The 23268-nt window shown below is 64.1% G+C and carries 19 protein-coding genes; 17 read left to right on the top strand and 2 right to left on the bottom strand.

Annotated features, from left to right (window positions below; all coding sequences use genetic code 11):
- Positions 1–16: 16 nt before the first annotated feature.
- The 3 genes from fghA to FJ417_RS12235 all read left to right on the top strand — a co-directional run bounded on the left by fghA (position 17) and on the right by FJ417_RS12235 (position 2802).
- Positions 17–850, top strand: coding sequence for an S-formylglutathione hydrolase (gene fghA / locus FJ417_RS12225; RefSeq protein WP_140783602.1), 834 nt, complete (start codon positions 17–19; stop codon positions 848–850).
- A gap of 166 nt (positions 851–1016) precedes the next feature.
- Positions 1017–1469, top strand: coding sequence for a DUF2231 domain-containing protein (locus FJ417_RS12230; RefSeq protein ID WP_140783603.1), 453 nt, complete (start codon positions 1017–1019; stop codon positions 1467–1469).
- Positions 1470–1509: 40 nt separating this feature from the next.
- A complete protein-coding gene (locus FJ417_RS12235) occupies positions 1510–2802 on the top strand; it encodes a sorbosone dehydrogenase family protein (protein WP_246672273.1) in 1293 nt (430 codons plus the stop codon).
- A 9-nt stretch (positions 2803–2811) separates the two neighbouring features.
- Here the strand turns inward: FJ417_RS12235 and FJ417_RS12240 are convergent, their stop codons facing one another.
- Positions 2812–3681: a LysR substrate-binding domain-containing protein gene (locus FJ417_RS12240; protein WP_140783604.1), complete on the bottom strand. Its 870-nt coding sequence runs from the start codon at positions 3679–3681 to the stop codon at positions 2812–2814.
- 150 nt (positions 3682–3831) lie between these two features.
- Here FJ417_RS12240 and FJ417_RS12245 point away from each other — a divergent pair, with 150 nt between their 5' ends.
- The 10 genes from FJ417_RS12245 to FJ417_RS12290 all read left to right on the top strand — a co-directional run bounded on the left by FJ417_RS12245 (position 3832) and on the right by FJ417_RS12290 (position 15576).
- Positions 3832–5034, top strand: a complete 1203-nt coding sequence (locus tag FJ417_RS12245; protein ID WP_140783605.1) for a 2-aminoethylphosphonate--pyruvate transaminase — start codon at positions 3832–3834, stop codon at positions 5032–5034.
- A gap of 12 nt (positions 5035–5046) precedes the next feature.
- Positions 5047–6303 carry a phosphonoacetate hydrolase gene (phnA, locus tag FJ417_RS12250; protein WP_140783606.1) on the top strand — a complete coding sequence of 419 codons (1257 nt, stop codon included), beginning with the start codon at positions 5047–5049 and terminating at the stop codon, positions 6301–6303.
- A 223-nt stretch (positions 6304–6526) separates the two neighbouring features.
- Complete coding sequence (gene phnY, locus FJ417_RS12255) at positions 6527–7981, top strand: phosphonoacetaldehyde dehydrogenase (protein ID WP_140783607.1); 1455 nt, start codon at positions 6527–6529, stop codon at positions 7979–7981.
- A gap of 5 nt (positions 7982–7986) precedes the next feature.
- A complete protein-coding gene (locus FJ417_RS12260) occupies positions 7987–9105 on the top strand; it encodes a TIGR03364 family FAD-dependent oxidoreductase (protein WP_140783608.1) in 1119 nt (372 codons plus the stop codon).
- The gene (locus FJ417_RS12265) at positions 9102–10448 is read left to right on the top strand and encodes an aspartate aminotransferase family protein (RefSeq protein WP_140783609.1); all 1347 of its coding nucleotides are present in this window, start codon (positions 9102–9104) and stop codon (positions 10446–10448) included. The genes FJ417_RS12260 and FJ417_RS12265 overlap by 4 nt, the downstream gene beginning before the upstream one ends.
- Positions 10449–10453: 5 nt before the next feature.
- Positions 10454–11464, top strand: coding sequence for an NAD(P)-dependent oxidoreductase (locus FJ417_RS12270; RefSeq protein WP_140783610.1), 1011 nt, complete (start codon positions 10454–10456; stop codon positions 11462–11464).
- 256 nt (positions 11465–11720) lie between these two features.
- A complete protein-coding gene (locus FJ417_RS12275; RefSeq protein ID WP_140783611.1) occupies positions 11721–12752 on the top strand; it encodes a 2-aminoethylphosphonate ABC transporter substrate-binding protein in 1032 nt (343 codons plus the stop codon).
- Between the two features lie 31 nt (positions 12753–12783).
- Positions 12784–13929, top strand: a complete 1146-nt coding sequence (locus FJ417_RS12280) for an ATP-binding cassette domain-containing protein (RefSeq protein WP_140783612.1) — start codon at positions 12784–12786, stop codon at positions 13927–13929.
- Positions 13922–14779, top strand: coding sequence for a 2-aminoethylphosphonate ABC transporter permease subunit (locus tag FJ417_RS12285; protein ID WP_140783613.1), 858 nt, complete (start codon positions 13922–13924; stop codon positions 14777–14779). The genes FJ417_RS12280 and FJ417_RS12285 overlap by 8 nt, the downstream gene beginning before the upstream one ends.
- Before the next feature lie 2 nt (positions 14780–14781).
- Entirely contained in the window at positions 14782–15576 is a 795-nt protein-coding gene (locus FJ417_RS12290; RefSeq protein WP_140783614.1) for an ABC transporter permease subunit, read from the top strand.
- Between the two features lie 84 nt (positions 15577–15660).
- On the opposite strand, the gene FJ417_RS12295 is transcribed toward FJ417_RS12290, so the two are convergent.
- Positions 15661–16866 (bottom strand): ROK family transcriptional regulator, encoded by a 1206-nt coding sequence (locus FJ417_RS12295; RefSeq protein ID WP_140706630.1) that lies wholly within the window; start codon positions 16864–16866, stop codon positions 15661–15663.
- A gap of 310 nt (positions 16867–17176) precedes the next feature.
- On the opposite strand from FJ417_RS12295, the gene FJ417_RS12300 reads away from it, so the two are divergent.
- The 4 genes from FJ417_RS12300 (at position 17177) to otsB (ending at position 23257) form a co-directional block, all read left to right on the top strand.
- Positions 17177–18235, top strand: a complete 1059-nt coding sequence (locus FJ417_RS12300) for a glycosyltransferase family 4 protein (protein ID WP_140783615.1) — start codon at positions 17177–17179, stop codon at positions 18233–18235.
- A gap of 140 nt (positions 18236–18375) precedes the next feature.
- Positions 18376–20538: an amylo-alpha-1,6-glucosidase gene (locus FJ417_RS12305; protein WP_140783616.1), complete on the top strand. Its 2163-nt coding sequence runs from the start codon at positions 18376–18378 to the stop codon at positions 20536–20538.
- Positions 20539–20687: 149 nt separating this feature from the next.
- Positions 20688–22478, top strand: a complete 1791-nt coding sequence (locus FJ417_RS12310) for a trehalose-6-phosphate synthase (RefSeq protein WP_140640138.1) — start codon at positions 20688–20690, stop codon at positions 22476–22478.
- Entirely contained in the window at positions 22475–23257 is a 783-nt protein-coding gene (gene otsB, locus FJ417_RS12315) for a trehalose-phosphatase (protein ID WP_140783617.1), read from the top strand. The genes FJ417_RS12310 and otsB overlap by 4 nt, the downstream gene beginning before the upstream one ends.
- Positions 23258–23268: the final 11 nt, after the last annotated feature.

The following is a 23268-nucleotide window of genomic DNA, read 5'->3' on the forward strand; positions in this document are numbered from 1 at the left end:
ACGAAAGGCAGAACCGATGAAGGTCGTTTCCACCTCCAAATCGCATGGCGGTATCCAGGGTGTCTATTCCCACGCTTCCGAGGTCTGCGCCTGCGACATGACCTTCGCCGTCTTCGCGCCGCCCCAGGCCAAGGACGGGCCGCTCCCGGTCCTGTGGTACCTGTCGGGCCTCACCTGCACGCATGCCAACGTCATGGACAAGGGCGAGTACCGGCGGCTGGCATCCGAGCTTGGGCTCGTCATCGTGTGTCCGGATACCAGCCCGCGTGGACCTGACGTTCCCGACGAGAAGGACAATTGGCAGTTCGGCTGCGGCGCCGGTTTCTACCTCGATGCAACGCAGGAGCCCTATGCGAAAAACTATCGCATGTATTCCTACATCACCGAGGAACTGCCGGCGCTGATTGCCGCCAACTTCCCGGTCGACATGGCACGCCAGGCCATCTTCGGCCATTCGATGGGCGGACATGGCGCGCTGACGATCGCGCTCAAGAATCCGCAACGCTACCGGAGCTGCTCGGCTTTCGCGCCGATCGTGCAACCGTCGACGGCCGGCTGGTCGCGGCCGGCCTTCGAAAAATATCTCGGGCCGGGCGAGAAGAGCTGGCGCGCCTACGACACGACGCTTCTGATCGAGGACGGCAAGCGCTATCCTGAGTTTCTCGTCGACCAGGGCACGGCCGACGGCTTCCTTGAGGATGGTCTTCGGCCATGGCTGCTCGAAGAGGCATGCAAGAAGGCAGGGATCGACCTCACCCTGCGCATGCAGGACGGCTACGACCATTCCTACAATTTCATCTCGACCTTCATGGACGATCACCTGAAGTGGCATGCCGCGCGGCTTGCGTGATTGTCTTCCGTGAAATGCGCGCCCGGCCGCCCTGGAACGGTCTATTCCGCGTCAGCCATGGCTGACCATCGGGCATTCACCTTCTGGTGAGCGCGAGAATTTCCGGCGGAACATTCGTCTTTTCGCGCTGTTACATCCAAGCAGCAGCGCGGAAAGGAGCTTCCGCATGGACAACCCGCAATCCACGGCAAGCATAGTTGGCCATCCCATCCATCCCATGCTCGTCACCATCCCGATCGCCTGTTTCGTCGGGACGTTGCTCACCGATATCGTCTATTGGCAGACAGCCGAAATGACCTGGGCCAATTTTTCGGCCTGGCTTGTAACCGTGGGTGTCATCGTCGGTATTCTGGCCGCCATCGCGGGGCTTACCGACTTTCTTGGCGACCGCAAGATACGCGCTCAGCCGACGGCATGGCTGCATATGGCCGGCAATCTCGTCGCGCTTGTTTTGTCCTTCTTCAACATGCTCATCCACACCCGCGATGCCTGGACGTCCGTCGTGCCAACCGGGCTGATCCTGTCGGCGCTGGTGGTGATCATCCTGATCTTCACCGGCTGGCTCGGCTGGGGGCTGGTCTATCGCCATCATGTAGGAGTGGCCGATGAGACGGTCTGACAGCGCGATCAAATGGACGACCGCGGCGCTTTGCTGCGCAATGGCCGTGGGCGTTGCCGGCTGCAGCGACGACAACACCGACCCGAACACGCAGATCGGCCCGAATCCGAAACTGCCGGAGATAAACCAGTACCTGTTCCCGCCGATGCATCTGGCCTCGGTGGTCGGGTGGAAAAACGACGAAAAGCCGACCGTCGCGCAGGGCCTGCAGATCGAGGCGATGGCTAAGGGACTTCAGCATCCGCGCTCGCTTTACGTGCTGCCAAATGGCGACATATTGGTGGTGGAATCGACGGCGCCGACCGAAGCATCGGTCAAGCGGCCCAAGGACATCGTCATGGGCTGGGTCGAGAACTGGGTCACTTCCGGCGGCGACACCGGGCCGAGCAACCGCATCACACTGTTGCGCGACACCAATGGCGACGGCAAGCCGGACTACCAGGGCGTGTTCCTTGACCATCTCAACTCGCCCTTCGGCGTGGCGCTGGTCGGCAACGACCTTTATGTCGCCAATACGGACGCGATCGTGCGCTATCCCTATCAGCCGGGCGACACAAAGATCACGGCGCCGGGCAAGGTGCTGACGCAACTGCCGGGCGGGCCGATCGATCATCACTGGACGAAGAGCCTGGTGGCGAGTCCCGACGGTGCGCTGCTCTATGTCGGCGTCGGCTCGAACTCCAACATTACCGAGAACGGCATCCAGGCCGAGAAGGACCGCGCCGCGATCTGGGAGGTCGACCGCGCCACCGGCCGCTCCCGCATCTTCGCCAGCGGGCTGCGCAATCCCAACGGGCTGTCGTTCGAACCTGAAAGCAAGGCGCTTTGGACGGTGGTCAACGAGCGCGACGAACTCGGGCCCAACCTCGTGCCGGATTATATGACGTCGGTGAAGGACGGCGCCTTTTATGGCTGGCCATACAGCTATTACGGCCAGCACGTCGATCCGCGCGTGATGCCGCAGCGGCCGGACATGGTGGCGAAGGCCATCCCACCGGACTACGCGCTGAGCTCGCATGTCGCGCCGCTCGGGCTTGCCTTCTACACCGCAAGCAACCTGCCGCAATCCTATCGCGGCGGTGCCTTTGTCGGCGAGCATGGCAGTTGGGACCGCTCCCGCTTCAACGGCTACAAGGTCGTCTTCGTGCCGTTCAGCGGCGGGCATCCTAACGGCATGGCGCAGGACGTCGTCACCGGCTTCCTCAACGACAAGGGCGAGGCGAGGGGCCGCCCGGTCGGCGTTGCCGTCGACAAATCCGGCGCCCTGCTGATTGCCGACGATGTCGGCAACACGGTGTGGCGGGTCACCGCCGCGGCGCCCGGATCCACGTAGGAACTAGGCTCAATCCCCCGACATCGAGCGGGCCATGTCGAGGAAGGCGCGCACGAGCTTGCCGCCGCTGCGCTCGCGCAGGCAGATCAGCGCTTCGTCCATCAGCGTCTCCGGCGCGTCGATTGTGATCGGCACCAGCCGCGAGTCGTGGCCGAACTCGGCCGCCGAGACGAAACCGACGCCGGCTCCGGAGGCGACGATCTCGCGCACGGCCTCACGGCCTTCCGCTTCGATGGCGGGCTTCAGCTCGACATTCGAAGCCGCTGCGAGATCTTCCAGCTTCTTGCGCGTTTTCGAACCGCGCTCGCGCATCACGAGCGGTTCCCGCGCGAGTTGTCCGAGCGTCAGCGATTTCCTGTCCGACAACGGGTGTTCGGCGGAGACGAAGGCGGTGATCGGCGTCGAGTTGAGTTTGAGCATCTCGAAATCGCGTCCCGCCGGCATTTCGCCGAGAACGCCGATATCGGCTTCATACCTGTAAAGGCTGCTGATCACGGTTTCCGTGTTGCCAGAGCGCACGGACACCTGGACGCCGGGGTAGCGGGCGCGAAAGGCGCCAAGGATATGCAGCAGATGGTGCGCCGCGTCGGCAACGATGCGCAACGTGCCGGAGCGCAACGCGCGCGATTCGGTCAAAAGTTCGAGCGCCTGCTGCTCGGTCTCGAACATGCGGTGGGTGATCTCGAGCAGCCTCTGGCCCTGAGTGGTCAGCGTGACCTGCTTCTTGTTCCGGTTGAACAGGAGCACGTCATATTCTTCCTCCAGCTTGCGCACCTGGTCCGAAATCGCCGGCTGGGTCAGGAAAAGCGCCTCCGCCGCACGCGAGAAGCCGCCGGAAATGGCCACCTGATGAAATGCTCTGAGCTGGACATAACGCATCCGCGTGGTTCCCGTATTGGCGCCTGAGCGTCAGGCTGTTATCATCAATCAGATCGATACATCAATACAAAATAACGATTTTACAAATATGTCCTACCCGCCGAGAATGACTGTCATATTCCGATGACAGGATCGAAGTGGGAGGGCAGCATGCTCGCTGAGATGAAACTTGCGGCGGCCAAGCCGCTGGATGGGCCGGCACTCGGCGAACCTTATCTGCTGACGCCCGGCCCGCTCACCACGGCTTACGCGGTGAAGCAGGCAATGCTGCGCGACTGGGGCTCCTGGGACGGCGATTTCCGCGCCATGACCGCCGAGCTTCGCCGCCGCCTGCTGGCGCTCACCGGCGACAGCCGTGACGAGTTCGACTGCGTGCCGATGCAGGGCAGCGGATCGTTTTGCGTCGAAGCCATGCTCGGTTCGTTCGTTCCCAGGGATGGCAAGGTGCTGGTTTTGGCCAATGGCGCCTACGGGCTGCGCGCGGCGCAAACCATGCAGTATATCGGCCGCGCCTACACGCTGATCGACAAGGGCGACTATCTGCCGCCGCGCGGCGAAGAGGTCGCGGCGGCTCTCGAGGCCGACCCCGCCATCACCCATGTCATCGCCATCCATTGCGAGACCAGTTCCGGCATCCTCAACCCGATCGCCGAGATATCGGAGGCCGTCTATGCCAGCGGCCGCAAGCTGCTGGTCGATTCCATGAGCGCGTTCGGCGCCATCCCGCTCGACGTCAATGAAATCCGCTACGAAGCGATGGTGTCGTCGGCCAACAAATGCATCGAGGGCGTGCCGGGTTTCGGCTTCGTCATCGCCCGCAAGAGCGAACTGGAGGCAGCCAAGGGGCGCAGCCATTCGCTGTCGCTCGACATCCATGCGCAATGGGCGAACATGAACAAGACCGGGCAGTGGCGCTACACGCCGCCGACCCATGTCGTCGCGGCCTTTCTCGAGGCGCTGCGCCTGCACGAAGCGGAAGGCGGCGTCGCCGGCCGGGGCGCGCGCTATACGCTGAACCGCGACGTCATGGTGGCCGGCATGCGCGCCCTCGGTTTCGAGACGTTGCTCAAGGATCGCTGGCTGTCGCCGATCATCGTCACCTTCTTCAACCCTGCGCATCCGAACTTCGCCTTCGAAAGGTTCTACGAACTGATGAAGGATAAGGGCTTCATCATCTATCCGGGCAAGCTCACGGTGGTGGACTCCTTCCGCATCGGCTGCATCGGCCAGATGGACCAGCATGTCATGCGCCGTGTGGTCGAAGCAGCCGCGCAATCGCTGAACGAAATGGGCGTCGACACCGCCGCACCGTCACCTGCCGCAATCGCCGAGCGCGCCAAGCTCGCCGCCTGAAAGGTCCTTGAGATGAACCAGATGTCTCCCGTCAACGTCGCGGCGAACGGCCGTTCCTATCCCTGGCCGCGCGTGCCGGCTATCGCCATTTGCCTTGACGGCTGCGAGCCGGCCTATCTCGACGAGGCTATTCATGCCGGGCTGATGCCGGCGCTGGAAAGGATCAAGAAGAAGGGCACGGTGCGTTTTGCCCATTCGGTGATCCCGAGCTTCACCAACCCCAACAATCTGTCGATCGCCACCGGCCGGCCGCCAGCGGTGCACGGCATCTGCGGCAACTACCTCTACAACCCGGAGACGGGCGAGGAGGTGATGATGAACGACCCGAAGTTCCTGCGCGCGCCGACGGTGTTCCAGGCCTTCTACGATGCAGGCGCCAAGGTGGCGGTGGTGACGGCCAAGGACAAGCTCAGGGCGCTGCTCGGCAAGGGACTGAAGTTCGACGACGGCCGGGCGATGTGCTTCTCAGCCGAGAGGTCCGACACCACGACGAAAGCCGAGCACGGCATCGACAATGCGTCGAAGCATTTCGGCCTGCCCGTGCCCGAGGTCTATTCCGCGGAGCTTTCGGAATTCGTCTTCGCCGCCGGCGTGCAACTCCTGAAGGAGTTCCGGCCGGACGTGATGTATCTCACCACCACCGACTACGTGCAGCACAAATACGCGCCAGGCGTGCCGCAGGCCAACGCCTTCTACGAGATGTTCGACAAATATCTGGCGCAGCTGGATGCGCTGGGCGCGGCGATCGTCGTCACCGCCGACCACGGCATGAAGCCCAAGCATCATGCCGACGGCTCGCCCAACGTGGTCTATGTGCAAGACCTTCTCGACGAATGGCTGGGCAAGGACGCCGCCCGTGTCATCCTGCCGATCACCGACCCCTATGTCGTGCATCATGGGGCGCTGGGCTCCTTCGCCACTGCCTACCTTCCCAAAGGCGCGGACCGCGAGGCGGTGATGGAAAAGCTGCGTAAGGTCGAGGACATCATCCTGGTGCTCGGCCGCGAGGAAGGCTGCGCCCGCTTCGAACTGCCCGAGGACCGCATGGGCGACATCATCCTGATCTCGGGCGAGAACAAGACGATCGGCACGTCCGAACACCGGCACAATCTGGCCGCGCTCGACGAGCCGTTGCGCTCGCATGGCGGGCTGACCGAGCAGGAGGTGCCCTTCATCGTCAACCGCGTGCTGCCGGACCTGCCGAACGAGCCGGTTCTGCGCAACTTCGACGCCTTCTACTACGCGACGATGGCGGCTGCGCTGGGTTGAGTTGGGCGTGGCGGTCGACCCCCACTCCGCCGAGCTTCGCTCGGCACCTCTCCCCCGATCGACGGGGGAGAGGAAAGGCGCCAGGGCTGTCTGCGGCTTAGCCTGCAAACGTCGGGGCGCTGACTTCACAAGATTTCCTCTCCCCGTCGATCGGGGAGAGGTGGCCCGAAGGGCCGGAGTGGGGGGTTCGACCCCGCGACATATCCAAGACTGGAACCAACCCATGACCCAACTCGATCCCGCCATCAAAGTCCGCCACGAACCGATGCGCATCGCCGGCGAGAAGGTCGACGCCGAGCAGAGGCTGGAAGTGCGCTTCCCCTGGAACGATACCGTCATCGGCACGGTGCCCGCGGGCGGGGCGGAGCATGCCAGGCGCGCCTTCGAGATCGCGGCTGCCTACCAGCCGAAGCTGACGCGCTACGAGCGGCAGAAGATCCTGCTCAGGACCGCCGAACTGCTCAATGCCCGCAAGGACGAGCTGTCGGATCTCATCACGCTGGAGCTCGGCATCTCCAAGCAGGATTCGCTCTACGAGGTCGGTCGCGCGTTCGACGTTTTTACGCTCAGCGGTCAGTTGGCCATCCAGGACGACGGGCAGATATTTTCCTGCGATCTCACCCCGCATGGCAAGCAGCGCAAGATCTTCACCATCCGCGAGCCGCTCAACGCGATCTCGGCGATCACCCCGTTCAACCATCCGCTCAACATGGTGTCGCACAAGGTGGCGCCGGCGATCGCCACCAACAATTGCGTGGTGGTCAAGCCGACCGAGCTGACGCCGATCACCGCGCTGATACTGGCCGACATCCTCTACGAGGCCGGCCTGCCGCCCGAAATGCTTTCGGTCGTCACCGGCTGGCCCGCCGATATCGGCGACGAGATGATCGCCAACCCCAATATCGACCTCATCACCTTCACCGGCGGCGTGCCGGTCGGCAAGATGATCGCGTCGAAGGCCGGCTACAAGCGCCAGGTGCTGGAGCTTGGCGGCAACGATCCGCTGATCATCCTCAACGATCTTTCGGACGAGGATCTGGCGAAAGCCGCCGATCTGGCTGTCGCGGGCGCCACCAAGAATTCCGGCCAGCGCTGCACGGCAGTGAAGCGCATCCTGGTGCAGGAAAAGATGGCCGACCGTTTCGTGCCGATGGTGTTGGAGCGTGCCAAGGCAATCCGCTTCGGCGATCCGCGCGACCCGGCAACGCAGCTCGGCACGGTGGTGCACGAGAAGGCTGCCGCGCTGTTCGAAAGCCGTGTCCACATGGCGGCCGAGCAAGGCGCCGAAGTGCTCTACAATCCAGGCCGCAAGGGCGCGCTGCTGCCGCCGATCGTCGTCGACCGCGTGCCGCACCAGTCCGAGCTGGTGATGGAGGAAACTTTTGGGCCGATCGTGCCGATCGTGCGCGCGCCGGACGATGACGAAGCGCTGATCGCGTTGTCGAACTCCACGGCCTTCGGCCTGTCGTCGGGCGTCTGCACCAACGACTTCCGCCGCATGCAGAAATACATAACCGGCCTCAAGGTCGGCACCGTCAACATCTGGGAAGTGCCGGGATACCGCATCGAGATGAGCCCGTTCGGCGGCATCAAGGATTCGGGCAACGGCTACAAGGAAGGCGTCATCGAGGCGATGAAGAGCTACACCAACGTCAAGACCTTCTCCTTGCCTTGGTAAGTGCCGTGAAGGACAGTTTCGACCTTGCTGTTGTCGGCTCCGGCATTCTTGGGCTGGCTCATGCTGTTGCGGCGGCGCGGCGCGGCTTGCGCGTCATCGTCATCGATCGCGACCAGAAAGCGAATGGCGCCTCGATCCGCAATTTCGGCCTCGTCGTCGTCACGGGACAGGAGTCGGGCCCGTCGCGCCGGCTGGCGGAACGCAGCCGCGAGATCTGGCTCGAGCTGTCGAATGAGGCGGGCATTGAGATCCTGCACCGCGGCAAGCTGATCGTGGCGCAGCGGCCGGAAGCACTGGCCCTGCTGGAGACGTTCAAGTCTGGCGAGCATGGCAGCGCGTGCGGGCTTCTGACCGCTCGACAAGTGGTCGCGCAGCAGGCCGGCCTTGACGAGAAAGCAATCATCGGCGGGCTCTACAGCCCGTTCGAGTTGCGCGTGGAGTCACGCGAGGTGCTGCCGCGGCTGGCGTCGTTCCTGGCTGAGAAGTTCCGCGTCGTGTTCCGCACCGGCGTGTCGGTGACCGAGATCGCGCCGCCCTTCGTGGAAACCAGCGCGGGACGTGTCCATGCGCAAAAGGTCGTCGTCTGTCCCGGCGACGATTTCAGCTCGCTTTATCCGGAACTGATCGGCAAGCACGGCGTGCAGCGCTGCAAGCTCCAGATGCTGCGGCTGGCCGCCCCCGGTTTCCGGCTCCAGTCGGCGCTGATGTCCGATCTCAGCCTGTTGCGCTATGGCGGTTTCGCCGGCCTTCCTGAGGCCGCCGTGTTGCGAAGCAAGCTGGGCGAGCAGCGCGGAGCCGCGCTGGCCAACGGCGTTCACCTGATCGTCGTGCAGAGCGCGGACGGTTCGCTGGTCGTCGGCGACTCCCATCATTACGGGCTCACGCTCGATCCGTTCGGATCGGAAGCCGTCGACCAATTGATCCTCGATGAATTCAAGACATTGTTCGGCACGGTGCCGAACGTGCTTGCGCGCTGGACGGGATATTACGCTTCAGCGAAGAATGCCGTGCTGCGCGACACCCCGCATGAAGACGTGCGGCTGGTGATCGTTACCAGCGGCACCGGCGCCAGCACCGGCTTCGGGCTTGGCGAGGAGACCATAACGGAGTTGTTCGGCCAATGACGCTCATCCATACCGAAGGCGAATCCAACAAGGCCGCCGCCCGACAGGAATGGAGCGCGAGGCAGAGCCACGCGCCTTCGCAGGAGCTTTTGCGTCGCGACGCCGACGCCTTCCTGCACCAGAGTCTTTCCAGCCCCTGCGTCTCGGCCATCGCCAAGGCGGAAGGCATCTGGATCGAGGACACGGCCGGACGCCGTTACATGGATTTCCACGGCAACAGCGTCCACCATATCGGCTACGGCCATCCGCGACTCAAGGAAGCGATCGCCAAGCAGATGGATGAATTGCCGTTCTCTCCGCGCCGCTTCACTTGCGAGCCGGCGGTCGAGCTTGCCGAGACGCTCGGCAAGCTGGCGCCGGGGGACCTCGGCAAGGTGCTGTTCACGACGGGCGGCTCCGACGCGATCGAGGTCTCGCTGAAGCTGGCGCGCGCCGCCACCGGCCGGTTCAAGACGCTGTCGTTCTGGGACGCGTTTCATGGCGCTGGTTTCGGCGCTTCCAGCGTCGGCGGCGAGGCGACCTTCCGCTCCGGCATCGCCGGGCCGCTTTTGCCCGGCGCCGAGCATGTTGCGCCCTGGGCGCCCAATAATTGCCCGTACGGCACCAATTCGCTGGAGGACTCGGCGCGCGCGTGCGCCAGCATGATCGCTTACGTGCTGGGGCGCGAGGGCGATTTCGCCGCCTTCATCGCCGAGCCGATGCGCGCGACGCCGCTGGTGCCGGCGCCTGGCTTCTGGAAGGCAGTGCGCGAGGCCTGCAACCGGCACGGCACGCTGTTGATCTTCGACGAAATCCCGACCGGCCTCGGCAAGACCGGAAAATTCTTCGCCTCCGAGCATGACGGCGTGACGCCCGACATCATCGTGCTCGGCAAGTCGCTCGGCGGCGGCATCCTGCCGATCGCCTCGGTGATCGCGCGGCGCGATCTCGACGTCGCCGGCGACTATGCGATCGGCCACTATACGCATGAGAAGAACCCGGTGACGGCGCGCGCCGCGCTGACCACCATCGCCATTGTCCGCGAGGAAGGCCTGGTCGAGCGCTCGGCCGAACTTGGCGCCCATGCGCTGGCGCGTATGAGCGACCTCATGCGGCGCTCGCCATTCGTCGGCGACGTCAGGGGCAGGGGGCTGATGTTCGGCGTCGAGATGGTCGAGGACAAGGCAAGCCGTGCCCCGGCGCGGGCTCTTGCCGAGCGGATCTATTATCGCTGCCTCGACCAGGGGCTGAGCTTCAAGATCAGCCAGGGCAATGTGCTGACGCTGTCGCCGCCGCTGGTGATTGCGCGCGCTGATCTCGACCAGGCGCTCGACATCGTCGAGGCCGCCGTGCTGGCGGCGTGAACCCGATGAAGGCTGTCCGCACCGACAGGGAGCTCGAATGCCCGGGGATCGACGCGGGCCTGATGGCGCGCGGTGTCGAGCTGGTGACGTTGCCGGACGGAATTCCGGAAGCCGAGCTGATGGCGGCGGTCGCCGACGTCGACCTTATCCTGATGTGCTACACGCCGATCACCGCGCGGGTCATCGAGGCGGCGCCCAGACTCAAGGGCATCGTCAAATACGGCGTCGGCATCGACGCCATCGATATCCAGGCGGCGACGCGGCGCGGCATTCCGGTCGTCAATGTTCCCGAATATGCCGAGGAGACGGTGGCCGAGGGCGCCTTCGCGTTGATGATCGCGCTGGCGAAACGGCTGCCGGCGATTACGGCCGCTGTCTCGCGCGACGGCTGGATCTGGCCCGAGCAGCGCTGGCTCGGACGGGACATCTCCGGATCGACGCTTGGCCTGGTGGGCTGCGGCAAGATCGGTCGCAGCATGGCCCGCATGGCGGGGCAGGGGTTTCGGGCGCGGGTGCTCGGATACGATCCGGGCATCGACGCTGCGACGATGCAAGATGCAGGGATCGAGAAGATCGACGATTTGCATGCCATGCTCGGCGCCTGCGATTTCGTGTCGATCCACTGCGTCCTGAACGAGCAGACACGCGGCCTGATCGGCGGCCGAGAACTAGCCTGTATGAAGCCTTCGGCCATCCTCATCAACGTCTCGCGCGGGGCGCTGATCGACGAGGCAGCGCTTGTCGAAGCGATCGTTGCCGGACGCATCGCCGGAACCGGGCTCGACGTCTACTCGCTGGAGCCGCTGGCCAGGTCCGGTCATCTGATGAGCGCGCTTTTCGATCGCGACAATGTGATCCTGTTTCCGCACCTCACCTTCTTCACGCATGAGGCGATGCGCCGGCTTGAGGATGACACTTTGGCCCGCTGTTTCGAGCTGCTCGAAGGTCGGCCGGTAACGATCCGCTCGCACGACCCGCGCTTGCGCGCGCAAACGACGGGCGTCGAATTTCGCTGAAGAATCCGTCATTTCCGTGAGGTATCGCAACCAGGAGTGCAGGAGAACACGCCTGCAACGGCCATGCGACAGTTCCGTGACAAATATCAGCAGAGACTTGCCTGTCATAAAATAAATAGATTTTACTTATCGATCGGCGACCCTCAAAGTTGACACAACGACGACATGCACCAGCGCTACTGAGCCCTTGGCGGGCCGACCAATGCCATCACGAGTGCGTCGCAGATTGTGCCTTTCAATCAAAGGGGAACTGACCATGAAATCGCGAAATCTCACCGTAGCTCTGGCCTTTACCGCGGCACTGTTGGGCTCGTCGGCGCTCGTCGCGCCGGCCTTCGCCGACGGCGTCGTCACCATCTACTCGGCCGATGGCCTGCATGACGGCAATGGCAGCTGGTACGAGACCGAATTCGCCGCGTTCACCAAGGCCACCGGCATCACCGTGCAGTATATCGAGGGCGGTTCGGGCGGCGTCGTCGAACGCGTGGCCAAGGAGAAGTCGAACCCGCAGGCCGACGTTCTCGTCACGCTGCCGCCCTTCATCCAGCGTGCCGCAGCCGACGGCTTGCTGCAGGATTTCAAGCCCGAAGGCTCCGACCAGATCGATGGCGGCACCGACAAGTACCGGCCGCTGGTCAACAACTACATGAACTTCATCTACAACAGCGCCGTGCTGTCGGAAGCGCCGAAGAGCTACAACGACCTGCTCGATCCGAAATTCAAGGGCAAGATCCAGTATTCGACGCCCGGCCAGGCCGGCGACGGCACCGCTGTCATGCTTGAGATCATCCACGCCTTCGGCGGCGAGGACGCCGGCTTCGAATTCATGAAGAAGCTGCAGGACAACAATGTCGGCCCGTCCGCCTCGACCGGCAAGCTGACCGCGTTGGTCAACAAGGGCGAGCTGCATGTGGCCAATGGCGACCTGCAGATGAACATGTCGCAGATGGCCGACAATCCGAACATCAAGGTGTTCTGGCCCGCGGGTCCGGACGGCACCCGCTCCACCTTCGCGCTGCCCTATGAAATCGGCCTGGTCACCGGCGCGCCCAACAGCGACAACGGCAAGAAGCTGATCGAGTTCCTGCTGTCCAAGGAAGCGCAGTCGACGGTAAGCTCGGTCGCGCTCGGCATGCCGGCCCGCAAGGACGTGAAACCGGACGACACCAATTTTGCCAAGGCGCAGGAGGCGATGAAGGGCGTGACCATCTGGGTGCCGAACTGGGACGATGCGCTTACCAAGCTGCCCGACTATGTCAAGAAGTGGAACGAAGCGACGGGAAGTTGATCTCCTGGTGGGCAAATCCGGAGGAGCAGCCATGTCGGTGCCCGCTTTCACGGGAAGCAATGTCATGGACGTCGACGCCGCGAAAATTCGCGGCGCCGGCTCCAATGTCCACTTCGACAAGGTCAGTGTCGCCTATGGCGGGCATGTCGTGCTGCATCCGCTGACGCTCGACATCGCGCCTGGCGAGATCCTGGCGATGATCGGGCCCTCCGGCTCCGGCAAGACGACGGCGCTCCGGGCCGTCGCCGGCTTCGTCCGGCCGGCCAGCGGCCGCATCCGCATCGGCGCCACCGACGTGACCGATCTTCCGCCCTATGAGCGCGGACTCGGCATGGTGGTGCAGAACTACGCGTTGTTTCCGCATATGCGGGTCGAAGACAACGTCGCCTTTGGTCTGAGAGCTCAAGGCGCCGACAAGGCGCTGGTTGCCGAGCGCGTCAAGGACTCGCTTGCGACCGTCGGCATGTCGGGCTTTTCCAAACGCTATCCGCGCGAGCTTTCCGGCGGCCAGCAGCAGCGTGTCGCCATCGCGCGGGCGCTTGCGGTCAGGCCGCGCGTGCTCCTGCTCGACGAGCCGCTTTCGGCGCTCGACGCGCAGATCAGGCGCAACATGGTCGAGGAGATCGCCAAGCTGCATCGCGACCTGCCTGGGCTGACGATCCTCTATGTCACCCACGACCAGACCGAAGCGCTGACGCTTGCCGACAAGATCGCCATCATGCGCGACGGCCGGGTGTCCTCGCACGGGCCGACGGGGGAGCTTTACCGCCGACCGCCGAACCGCTTCACGGCCGAGTTCCTCGGCCGCGCGAATCTTTTGCCGGTGACCGTCGCGGAAGGCGCCGGGCCGAAGGGACTGGCCAAGGCGAAGCTCGGCGATGTCTTGCTTGCTGGCGCGGGACGCAGCGAGAAGCCCGGCGACAAGACCTTGCTCTGCATCAGGCCGCAGCATCTGAGCCTCACCGGCGACGAGGAACACACCAACCGGATCGTCGGCACGCTGAAGGAAGTGCACTGGCAGGGCGAACTCACCCATCTGGTGCTCGATGTCGACGGCACGCCGGTGCGCGTCTCGGCGACCAGGCTGCCGGTGAGCCTGCCGGAGCGCGGCTCGGCGATGCCGCTGTTCTTCACGCCCGGCGACACCTCGCTCGTTCCGGAAGACGTCCGTGGCTGACGCGGCCGTCCTTCCCGCGCAGATAACCAGAAAGGTGCCCGGCCGGCTCTGGATCGTGCCGCCGGCGGCGCTGCTGGCGCTGCTGTTCTTCTATCCGTTGGTGCTGATCGTCCAGCAGGCTTTTACCGACGACAGCGGCATGGCCAATGTCGCCGAATTCGTGCGTGTGCTGCATGCGCGCTTCTTCCTCAACGCGCTCATCAACACCATCACCATTTCGGTCGCCGCGACCGCCGGATGCCTTATCGTCGGGCTGGTGTTGGGACTGATCCTCGCCTTCGTGCCGTTTCCCGGCAGCGGCGTGATCGCCCGGCTGATCGACACCTTCATCGCCTTGCCGACCTTCCTGGTGACGCTTGCCTTCACCTTCCTCTACGGCTCGGCCGGTATGCTCAACGCCGGGCTGATGGAAGTGTTCTCGCTGCAGGCGTCGCCCGTCAACTTCCTCTACTCGACCTGGGGCGTGGTCCTGGCCGAGGTCACCGTCTACTCGCCCTTCGTGCTGCGTCCGCTGCTCGCCGCGTTTTCGCTGGTCGATCGCGGCCAGATCGAAGCGGCGAGCGTGCTTGGCGCGCGGCCGTTCCGCATCGTTCGCCAGGTCATTCTGCCCGCCGCCGTTCCGGCGCTGATTGCCGGCGGCAGCCTCTGCCTTTTGTTGACGGTCAACGAATTCGGCATCGTGCTGTTCATCGGCGCCAAGGGCGTCATCACTTTGCCGCTGCTCATCTACAGCAAGGCCATCCAGGAATCGGCCTATCAGGTCGCCTGCATCATCGCCGTCATCAACATCGCGCTGTCGCTCGGGCTGTTCGGCCTCTACCGGTTCGCCGCCGGCCGGCTGGGAGCATAAAGATGCTGGTCTGGTCGCGCCCCGGTCGCATGCTGATCTGGACAGTCTTCGCGCTGTTGTTCGGCGTCTTGTTCCTGGCTCCGCTCGCCGTCATCCTGCTCTCCAGCCTGGCCGACCAGTGGAACGGCGTGCTGCCGAGCGGACTGACGGTCGAGCACTACAGCGATGTCATGCAGGGCGCCGCGTGGAAAGCGGTGCAGGCCAGTCTGATCACCGGCTGTCTTGCCAGCGCGCTGGCCCTGGTCAGCGGCACCTGGGCGGCGCTCGCGCTGCGTGTCCAGGACGCCACGCTGGCGAGAGTGCTCGGGCTTTTGTTCTTCATCCCAAGCGCGGTGCCTTCGGTGTCCGTGGGTCTCGGCTTGCTGGTTGCCTTCAGCCATCCGCCGCTGCTGCTCAACGGTACGATCGCCATCGTCATGGTCGCGCATTTCGTGCTGATCTCGGCCTTCACCTTCGGCAATGTCTCGGCCGGGCTGGCGCGGCTTTCGCCGGACTTCGAGCAAGTGGCGTCGAGCCTCGGGGCGCGTCCTGCGTACCGACTCTGGCATGTCACGCTGCCATTGCTCACGCCTTACCTGGTCGCCGCCTTCGGCTTGAGCTTCGCGCTGTCGATGGGCGAGCTCGGCGCGACGGTGATGGTTTATCCGCCGGGCTGGGTGACGCTGCCGGTATCGATCTTCAGCCTGACCGATCGCGGCGACGTCTTCGCGGGCGCGGCGCTGACCATGGTGCTCGTCGCCGTGACGCTGTTGCTGCTGCTCGGGCTGGAGCGGCTGACCGGACGCCAGACGCGATAGCGCCTTGTTTCGACGCAATTCCGGACGGAAGGCTACGGCGAAGCCGCCGAGCCTGACCGCGTCACACTTTTCTTGGAATTGCCTTTAGCCCACCGGCTTCTGCAGCACGTCGAACTGCGGATTGGTTTCCGAAAAGATCGGCAAGGCCGCGGCGCCGAGGACGGACGTGTCCTTTCCCGCGGCGCCCACCACGACGCGTGGCGCGACGCGGGCTCTGGTCGAGCTCACCGAGAGATGGAGCGGTTCGAGCCGGCCGGCCAGCGCCTCGATCACAGGCAGCGGCATGAAGCCGCCGAGCACGACGGTCTCGGGATCGAGCGCCATTTCCAGGATATCGATCGCCTGCCGCAGCGGATCGACCGCCTCGGCGAGCCAGGCTTCGAACCGGCTGTCGCCCTTTGCCAAAAGCTCTTCCAGCAGGTCGGGAGAAGCATGGTCGGGATCCGGCAGGTCGAGCTTGTCATAGGCAGCGCGCAGCGAGACGTAGCGCTCGAGGCAGCCGCGCTTGCCGCAATCGCAGGGCAGGCCGCCTGGCTTGACGATGATGTGGCCGATCTCGCCGGCATTGTGTCGAGAGCCCTTGTAGAGATGACCGTCGAGGAAAAGGCCGGCGCCGAGGCCCGTCCCGATGAAGAGATAGACAAAGCTGCCGAGCTTGCGTGCAACGCCATAAAGCCGCTCGCCGATGGCCGCAGCCGTGGCGTCGTTCTCGACGGTGACGGTGATGCCTGTGAGCCGTTCCAGCTCGTCGGCGACCGGAAAGTCGTGCCAGCCGGGAAGGGCCGTCGGGCCGACCGAAGTCATGCCTTCGACGCCGAACGGCCCGGGCATCGCCATGCCGGCGCCAAGCAGTCTTGTCCGGTCCAGTCGGCAGGTTGCGATCAGGTCGCTTGAGATCGCGGCAAGCAGGGGCATGGCCTCAGTGGGAGTCGGCCGGTCGACATGTCTCTCGATGCGCGCGCGGACGGCGCCGGAAAGATCTGTGACGACGCCAACGGCTAGCTGGTGGTCGAGCTGCAGGCCGATCGAATAACCGCCATCCGGGTTGATGGAGTAGGGAACGGCAGGCTGGCCGCGCGCGCCTTTCAGCGTTGCTTCAGGACGCAGCAGCCCGGCCGCTTCCAATTCCTCGACGATGTTGGAGATGGTCTGCGACGACAGCGCCGTCAGCCTCGCGATCGCGGCCCGTGACAGCGCGCCGTTGACGCGGATCGCTTCGATCACAACGCGCCGATTGTGCGATTTCGCCTGCTCGAGATTTGTGCCGGAGATGGCTTTTTTGAGGGTCATGCGGTCGTTACCAGTCACGGAACTGTAGATTGCTACTTTAGAAAATCAAGTTGATTTAATTATATCGACGACCAGCAACTGGCCAAAAGCCTGGGCCAGCCCGCAGGCTCGCAGCCGAAATATCGGAATTTGGTGGTGGTGAACATGCTGGCGCGGCGTGGTCGTAGGTCTTGAGCCAAGATTGTTTTACGCAATTCCGGACGGAAAACCCTTCGCACTTTTCCTGGAATTGCTTTGACCCGCGACCAATTGGGCAGGAACGATCTCGCGGCTGACGCATTTTGCTTCGCGTCAGCAGTCGAGGGACCCGATGCGCATAGCCCATGTCGCGCCGCTCTACGAATCCGTGCCGCCGAAACTTTATGGCGGCACCGAGCGGATCGTCTTCTACATCACCGAAGCACTCGTCGAGCTCGGGCATGACGTCACGCTGTTCGCGAGCGGCGACAGCGAGACATCGGCCCGACTGGTGCCAGGTCGCGACCAGGCGATCCGCCTCGATCCGCGGCCGAAGAAATCGGAAATCGCCGCGCATCTGGCGATGCTCGCCGATGTGCGCGAGCGCGCCGGCGAGTTCGACGTCATCCATTTCCATCTCAGCCACTTCCTGCATTTTCCGTTTTTCGAGGAGATCGCGGGTCGCACGGTGACGACGCCGCATGGCCGGCTCGACTATGTCGACCTGGCGCCGGCGTACCAACGTTTTCCGCGTTTCCCGATGATCTCGATTTCGCAGAGCCAGAAGCGCGGTTTGCCCGATGCGAATTGGCTCGCCACGATCCATCACGGATTGCCGCTCGATGCCTATCAGCCGACTTATCAGCCGCAAGCGGAAGAGCCGTATCTGGCCTTCCTCGGACGCCTGTCCCGCGACAAGCGGCCGGATCGCGCCATCGAGATCGCGCGGCGGTCCGGGTTGAAGTTGAAGCTGGCGGCCAAGATCGGCGACGACGACCGCGCTTATTTCCGCGACAACATCGAGGCGCTCATCGATGGCGACCGCATCGACTATGTCGGCGAGATCACGGAAGACGAGAAGGCCGAATTCCTGGGCAACGCGACAGGCCTGCTGTTCCCAATCGACTGGCCGGAACCGTTCGGCCTCGTCGCGATCGAGGCCATGGCCTGCGGCACACCGGTGATCGCCTGGAACAACGGCGCCCTGCCGGAGATCGTCGACAATGGCGTCACCGGCTTCGTCGTGGACAATGTCGAGGATGCGGTCGCATCGATGCCCGCGCTTCTCGAACTCGACCGGCGGCAGGTGAGGGCAGTCTTCGAGAAAAGGTTCTCGGCGACAAGAATGGCGCGCGACTACCTTTCTGCCTATATGCGTCTGACCGGCATGCCGGAGGCCAAGGCCTCCTGACCTTGGATGATTTCAGGTCTGTTCGACCTGAAGTCTGAATCCGGCTCTAAATCAAAGAGATAGAGCATGATGTCGTCCGAAAACCGCTTCACACTTTTCGGCATCATGCTCTAGGGTGGGGCAACCGAAAGAGGTGACGAATGACGAAGCTCGACGAGCGCAAGCTCGATCCTGCCGTGGCCCTTTCCTCGCTCGACGAGACGGCGCCGCGAGAACCGCACCGGCTTTTTGCTCTCAAGCAGGGCGACTGCTTCGCCGTCGCCGACGCCTATGGCGACATCAGGGGCGCCGGCGACGGCTTCTTCCGCGATGACACGCGCGTGCTGTCGGAATTCCGGCTGACCATCGGCGGCAGGCCGATGTCGCTGCTCGGCGCATCGCTCAGCCAGGACAATGTGCTGTTCACGTCCAACCTGACCAACCTGCCTATTCAAAGCGCTGCCGGCCGCGATATGCCGCAGGGCGCGATCCATATCGAGCGCGTCAGGCTGATCTGGCAGGACAGGCTGTTCGAGCGCATCACGCTTTCCAACTACAGCCGCGAGCATTCCACCATCACCGCCTCGCTGCATTTCGCCGCCGACTTTCGCGACATGTTCGAGGTGCGCGGCTCCACCCGGGTGAAGCGGGGCACCACGCATATCGCCAAGACCGACAAGACCTCGGTCCTGCTCGGCTATGATGGCCTGGACGGTCTGCCGCGACTTTCGGCAATCTCCTTTTCGCAGGCGCCAGACCAGTTGAGCGACAATCGCGCCGATTTCCTCATCGCCGTGACCAAGCGCAGTCAAAAGGTGCTTTACGTCGAGGTCGGCCCTGCGGTCGCCGACGCGCCCGATCGCGACCGCTTCCGCGCCGCGGCGGCGCGCGCGCGGTTCGGCATGCGCGCCAAGCGCAGGCACGGCGCCACGGTGCACAGCTCGGGGCGCGTGTTCAACGATTGGGTCGAGCGCGCCCGTGCCGATGTGGCGCTGCTTACCACCGAGCTTTCGACCGGGCCTTATCCCTATGCCGGCATCCCGTGGTTTTCTACCGCGTTCGGCCGCGACGGCGTGATCTCGAGCCTGCAGATGCTTTGGCTCAATCCCGGACTGGCGCGCGGCGTGCTGGCTTTTCTGGCCGAGCACCAGGCGACGGAGACTTCGCCCTTCAGCGATTCCCAGCCCGGCAAGATCATGCATGAGACACGCAAGGGCGAGATGGCGGCGCTGCGCGAGCTTCCCTTCGGTCGCTACTACGGCGGTGTCGATACCACGCCGCTCTATATCCATCTGGCTTCCGCCTATGCCGACCGCACCGGCGACATGGCCTTCATCGACAAGCTTTGGCCCTCGCTGAAGGCCGCCGCCGAATGGACGGAGGAGGCGAGCCGCGCCACCGGCTTCGTCACCTACCAGCGCGCCGCCGAGTCCGGCCTCGCCAACCAGGGGTGGAAGGACAGCTTCGATTCGGTCTTCCACGCCGACGGCCGCATCCCCAAGGGGCCGATCGCACTGGTCGAGGTGCAAGGCTATGTCTTTGCCGCCTTCCGCGGCCTGGCGGCGCTCGCGCGCCGCCGCGGCGAATTCGCGGATGCCGAGCACTGGGAAAACCGCGCCGAGGAAATGCGGGTCGCCGTGGAACGCGATTTCTGGCTGGACGACCTGAATTTCTACGCCTTGGCCATCGATGGCGAAGGCCAGCCCTGCAAGGTTCGAACGACAAATGCCGGGCACCTGCTTTTCGTCGGGCTGCCGCAGCCCGAGCGCGCCAGGCTGGTCGCCGACCAGTTGCTGTCGGCCGCCTTCCATTCCGGCTGGGGACTGCGGACGCTCGCCGACGATGCGGTGTTCTTCAACCCGATGTCCTACCACAACGGCTCGATCTGGCCGCACGATACCGCGCTTTGCGGCGTGGGCCTCGCGCGCTACGGCGAACGCGACAGCGTGGTGCGGCTGATGAGCGGTACTTTCGAATCGGCCGTGCATTTCAATATGCGGCTGCCTGAATTGTTCTGCGGCTTCGCCCGGGCGCCGGGCGAAGCGCCAATCGCCTATCCGGTGGCCTGCCTGCCGCAGGCCTGGTCGGCAGGCTCCACCTTCATGCTGATGCAGGCCTGTCTGGGCCTGGAAATCGATGGCTGGGAAGGCGAATTGCATGTCACGCGCCCAAGGCTGCCGATCGGTATCGACACTCTCATGCTCCGGCATCTGAGCGTCGGGGACAAGGTCGTCGACTTGACCTTCCAGCGGGTAGGCGACCGTGTCGCCGCCTTCCTTTCCGATCGTCATGAAGGCCAGGTGCCGCTTATCGTGCGGACTTAGAAGAAGGCGTCGCAAGCCCGCGTTCAACAATCGAAAAATGTCGGAACCCCTGGCCGGTTCGTGCGTTGCACAGCTGGACCGGTCTGCCGTCCGCAGCCGGCAAGAACGAAAACAAAAGAGCGGACAGCCGGAGGCAGCCTGGCATTTCAATGACACAATATAGCGTTCTGTTACTGGTCCTCATTCTCGCAAGCCTTGGACTTTCCGCATTCGCGATTTTCATTTCGATATCCCGATACCGCCGCAATCACCCGAGGGCCGCGGCTTCGTCGGCTTCCGGCGACGACTTTGCTACCGAGGCCGCGCGCAAGGTGCTGCGCGAGTTCGAGAAGAACGGGCAATCGGTCGACGCGGCGCTGGTCACATGGTCGCCGGAGACGTTGCGCAAGATCCTCGCGGATGAGTTGCCGGATGCGCAGGTCATCATCGTCTCCAATCGCGAGCCTTATATCCACAACGAAACCAGGGACGGCGACGTCGAGCTTGTCGTGCCGGCGAGCGGGCTGGTCTCGGCGCTGGAACCGATCACGCGCGCTTGCGCCGGCACCTGGATCGCCTATGGCGGCGGCAGCGCGGACCGGACGGTGGTGGACAGGAACGACCGTATGCAAGTGCCGCCCGGCAATCCTTCCTACACGCTGCGCCGCGTCTGGCTGAGCGACGACGAATATCAAGGCTATTATCTTGGCTTCGCCAATGAGGGGCTGTGGCCGCTCTGCCACATCGCGTTCACGCGTCCGATCTTCCGCGAATCGGACTGGGAGGCCTATGAGGCCGTCAACCGCAAATTCGCCGAGACGGTGGTTGCCGAGGCGCGCAACGAGCGGCCGATCGTGCTGGTCCAGGACTATCACTTCGCGCTTCTGCCGCGCATGATCCGCGAGCGCCTGCCGGAGGCGATCGTCATTACCTTCTGGCACATACCGTGGCCGAACTCGGAAGTGTTCAGCATCTGCCCGTGGCGCGAGCGCATCCTCGACGGCCTGCTCGGCAGCTCGATCGTGGGCTTCCACACCCAGTTCCACGCCAACAACTTCACCGAAAGCGTCGACCGTTTCATGGAAAGCCGGATCGAGCGAGCCGACGCTGCCATTTCCTATGGCGGCCAGGTGACGCTGGTGCATTCCTATCCGATCTCGATCGAGTGGCCGGTCGAGCTGCTGAAAACCCTTCCGAGCGTCGAGGAGTGCAGGGCGCGCGTGCGCAAGCGGTTCAGAATTCCAGCGGGCGCCAAGCTCTGCGTCGGCGTCGAGCGTCTCGATTACACCAAAGGCATCCTCGATCGCTTCCATGCGCTTGAGGAACTGTTCATCCGTCATCCAGAAACGGTCGGCAACGTGGTATTCCTGCAGATCGCTGCACCAAGCCGGGGCACGCTGCCTGCCTACAAGCAGCTTCACGACGAATGCCTGCGCTATGCCGACGAGCTCAACCAGCGCTACGGCAGCAAATCCTATCAGCCGGTCGTCATGGTGGCCGAGCACCATGCGCAAGCCTCGGTCTATGAGCTTTATCGCGCCGCCGATATCTGCCTCGTCACCAGTCTGCATGACGGCATGAATCTCGTCGCCAAGGAGTTCGTGGCGTCGCGCGACGACGAGCAGGGCGTGCTGCTGCTCAGCACCTTCGCCGGCGCCTCGCGCGAATTGCTGGAGGCGCTGATCGTCAATCCTTACGACGCGGCGATGATGAGCGAGACGATGCTGCAGGCGCTGACCATGGGAACGGACGAGCAGCACGAGCGCATGCGGCGCATGCGCGACATCGTGCGCGACAACAATGTCTACCGCTGGGCCGGCAGCATGCTGCTCGACGCGGCGCGGCTGAGAAAGCGTGGCGACCTCGACCGGGTCACCGCCTTATACGACCGGCCGACCGGCCCAACCGGGGACAATGTCGTCTCCATGTTCGAACGCAAACAGGCAGTCGGATTCCGATGACCATTCAAGCAGACTTTACCCCGCCGCTGCCCGAAGGCCGGTGGGCGCTTTTCCTCGATATCGACGGCACCTTGCTGGAGCATGCGGCGCATCCCGACGCCGTCTCGGTCAGCGAGGAGTTGCGCATTCTCCTGGCGATGATAGAGCGGCGGCTCGACGGTGCGCTCGCCTTCATCACAGGGCGCTCGATAGCAGCCGTCGACCATCTGTTCGACCCGTTGAAACTGCGAATCGCCGGCCTCTACGGGCTGGAACACAGGCTCGCGCCGGACGGAAAGATCGAAGCCGCCGACGAGCCGGCGGATATGACGGCGCTCGCCGACGAGATCGAACTCGAGCTGGCAAGCAAGGCCGTCTATGTCGAGCGCAAGGGGCCGGTGCTCGCCATCCACACGAGAGCCGCCCCGCAGCTTCTGGCGCGGGCGACGGAATTGGTCGAGGCAGCGCTTGCGCGCTTGCCGCAAGGCTACCGCGTGATCGCCGGCAATGCCGGCGTCGAGCTGATGCCGCTCGAAGCGGCCAAGGGCGCCGCGATCCGGCGCTTCATGCAGCTCGATCCGTTCACCGGCAGGCGTCCGGTGTTCCTCGGCGACGATACGTCCGACGAGAACGGCTTCGACACGGTCAACGCCGCGGGTGGGATCTCGATCCGCGTCAAGCCGCAAGGCGAGACCGCGGCGCGCTTCGCCATCGAAGATGTCGCGAGCGCCATTGCCTGGCTCGAAGCCAATTTCGGGAAGCCGGCCACGCCAGCGGCCAGCCGCAATCTCGTTGCCTAAGGCCGCCCAAG

The organism is Mesorhizobium sp. B3-1-7, from assembly GCF_006439385.1.
Taxonomy (GTDB): domain Bacteria; phylum Pseudomonadota; class Alphaproteobacteria; order Rhizobiales; family Rhizobiaceae; genus Mesorhizobium.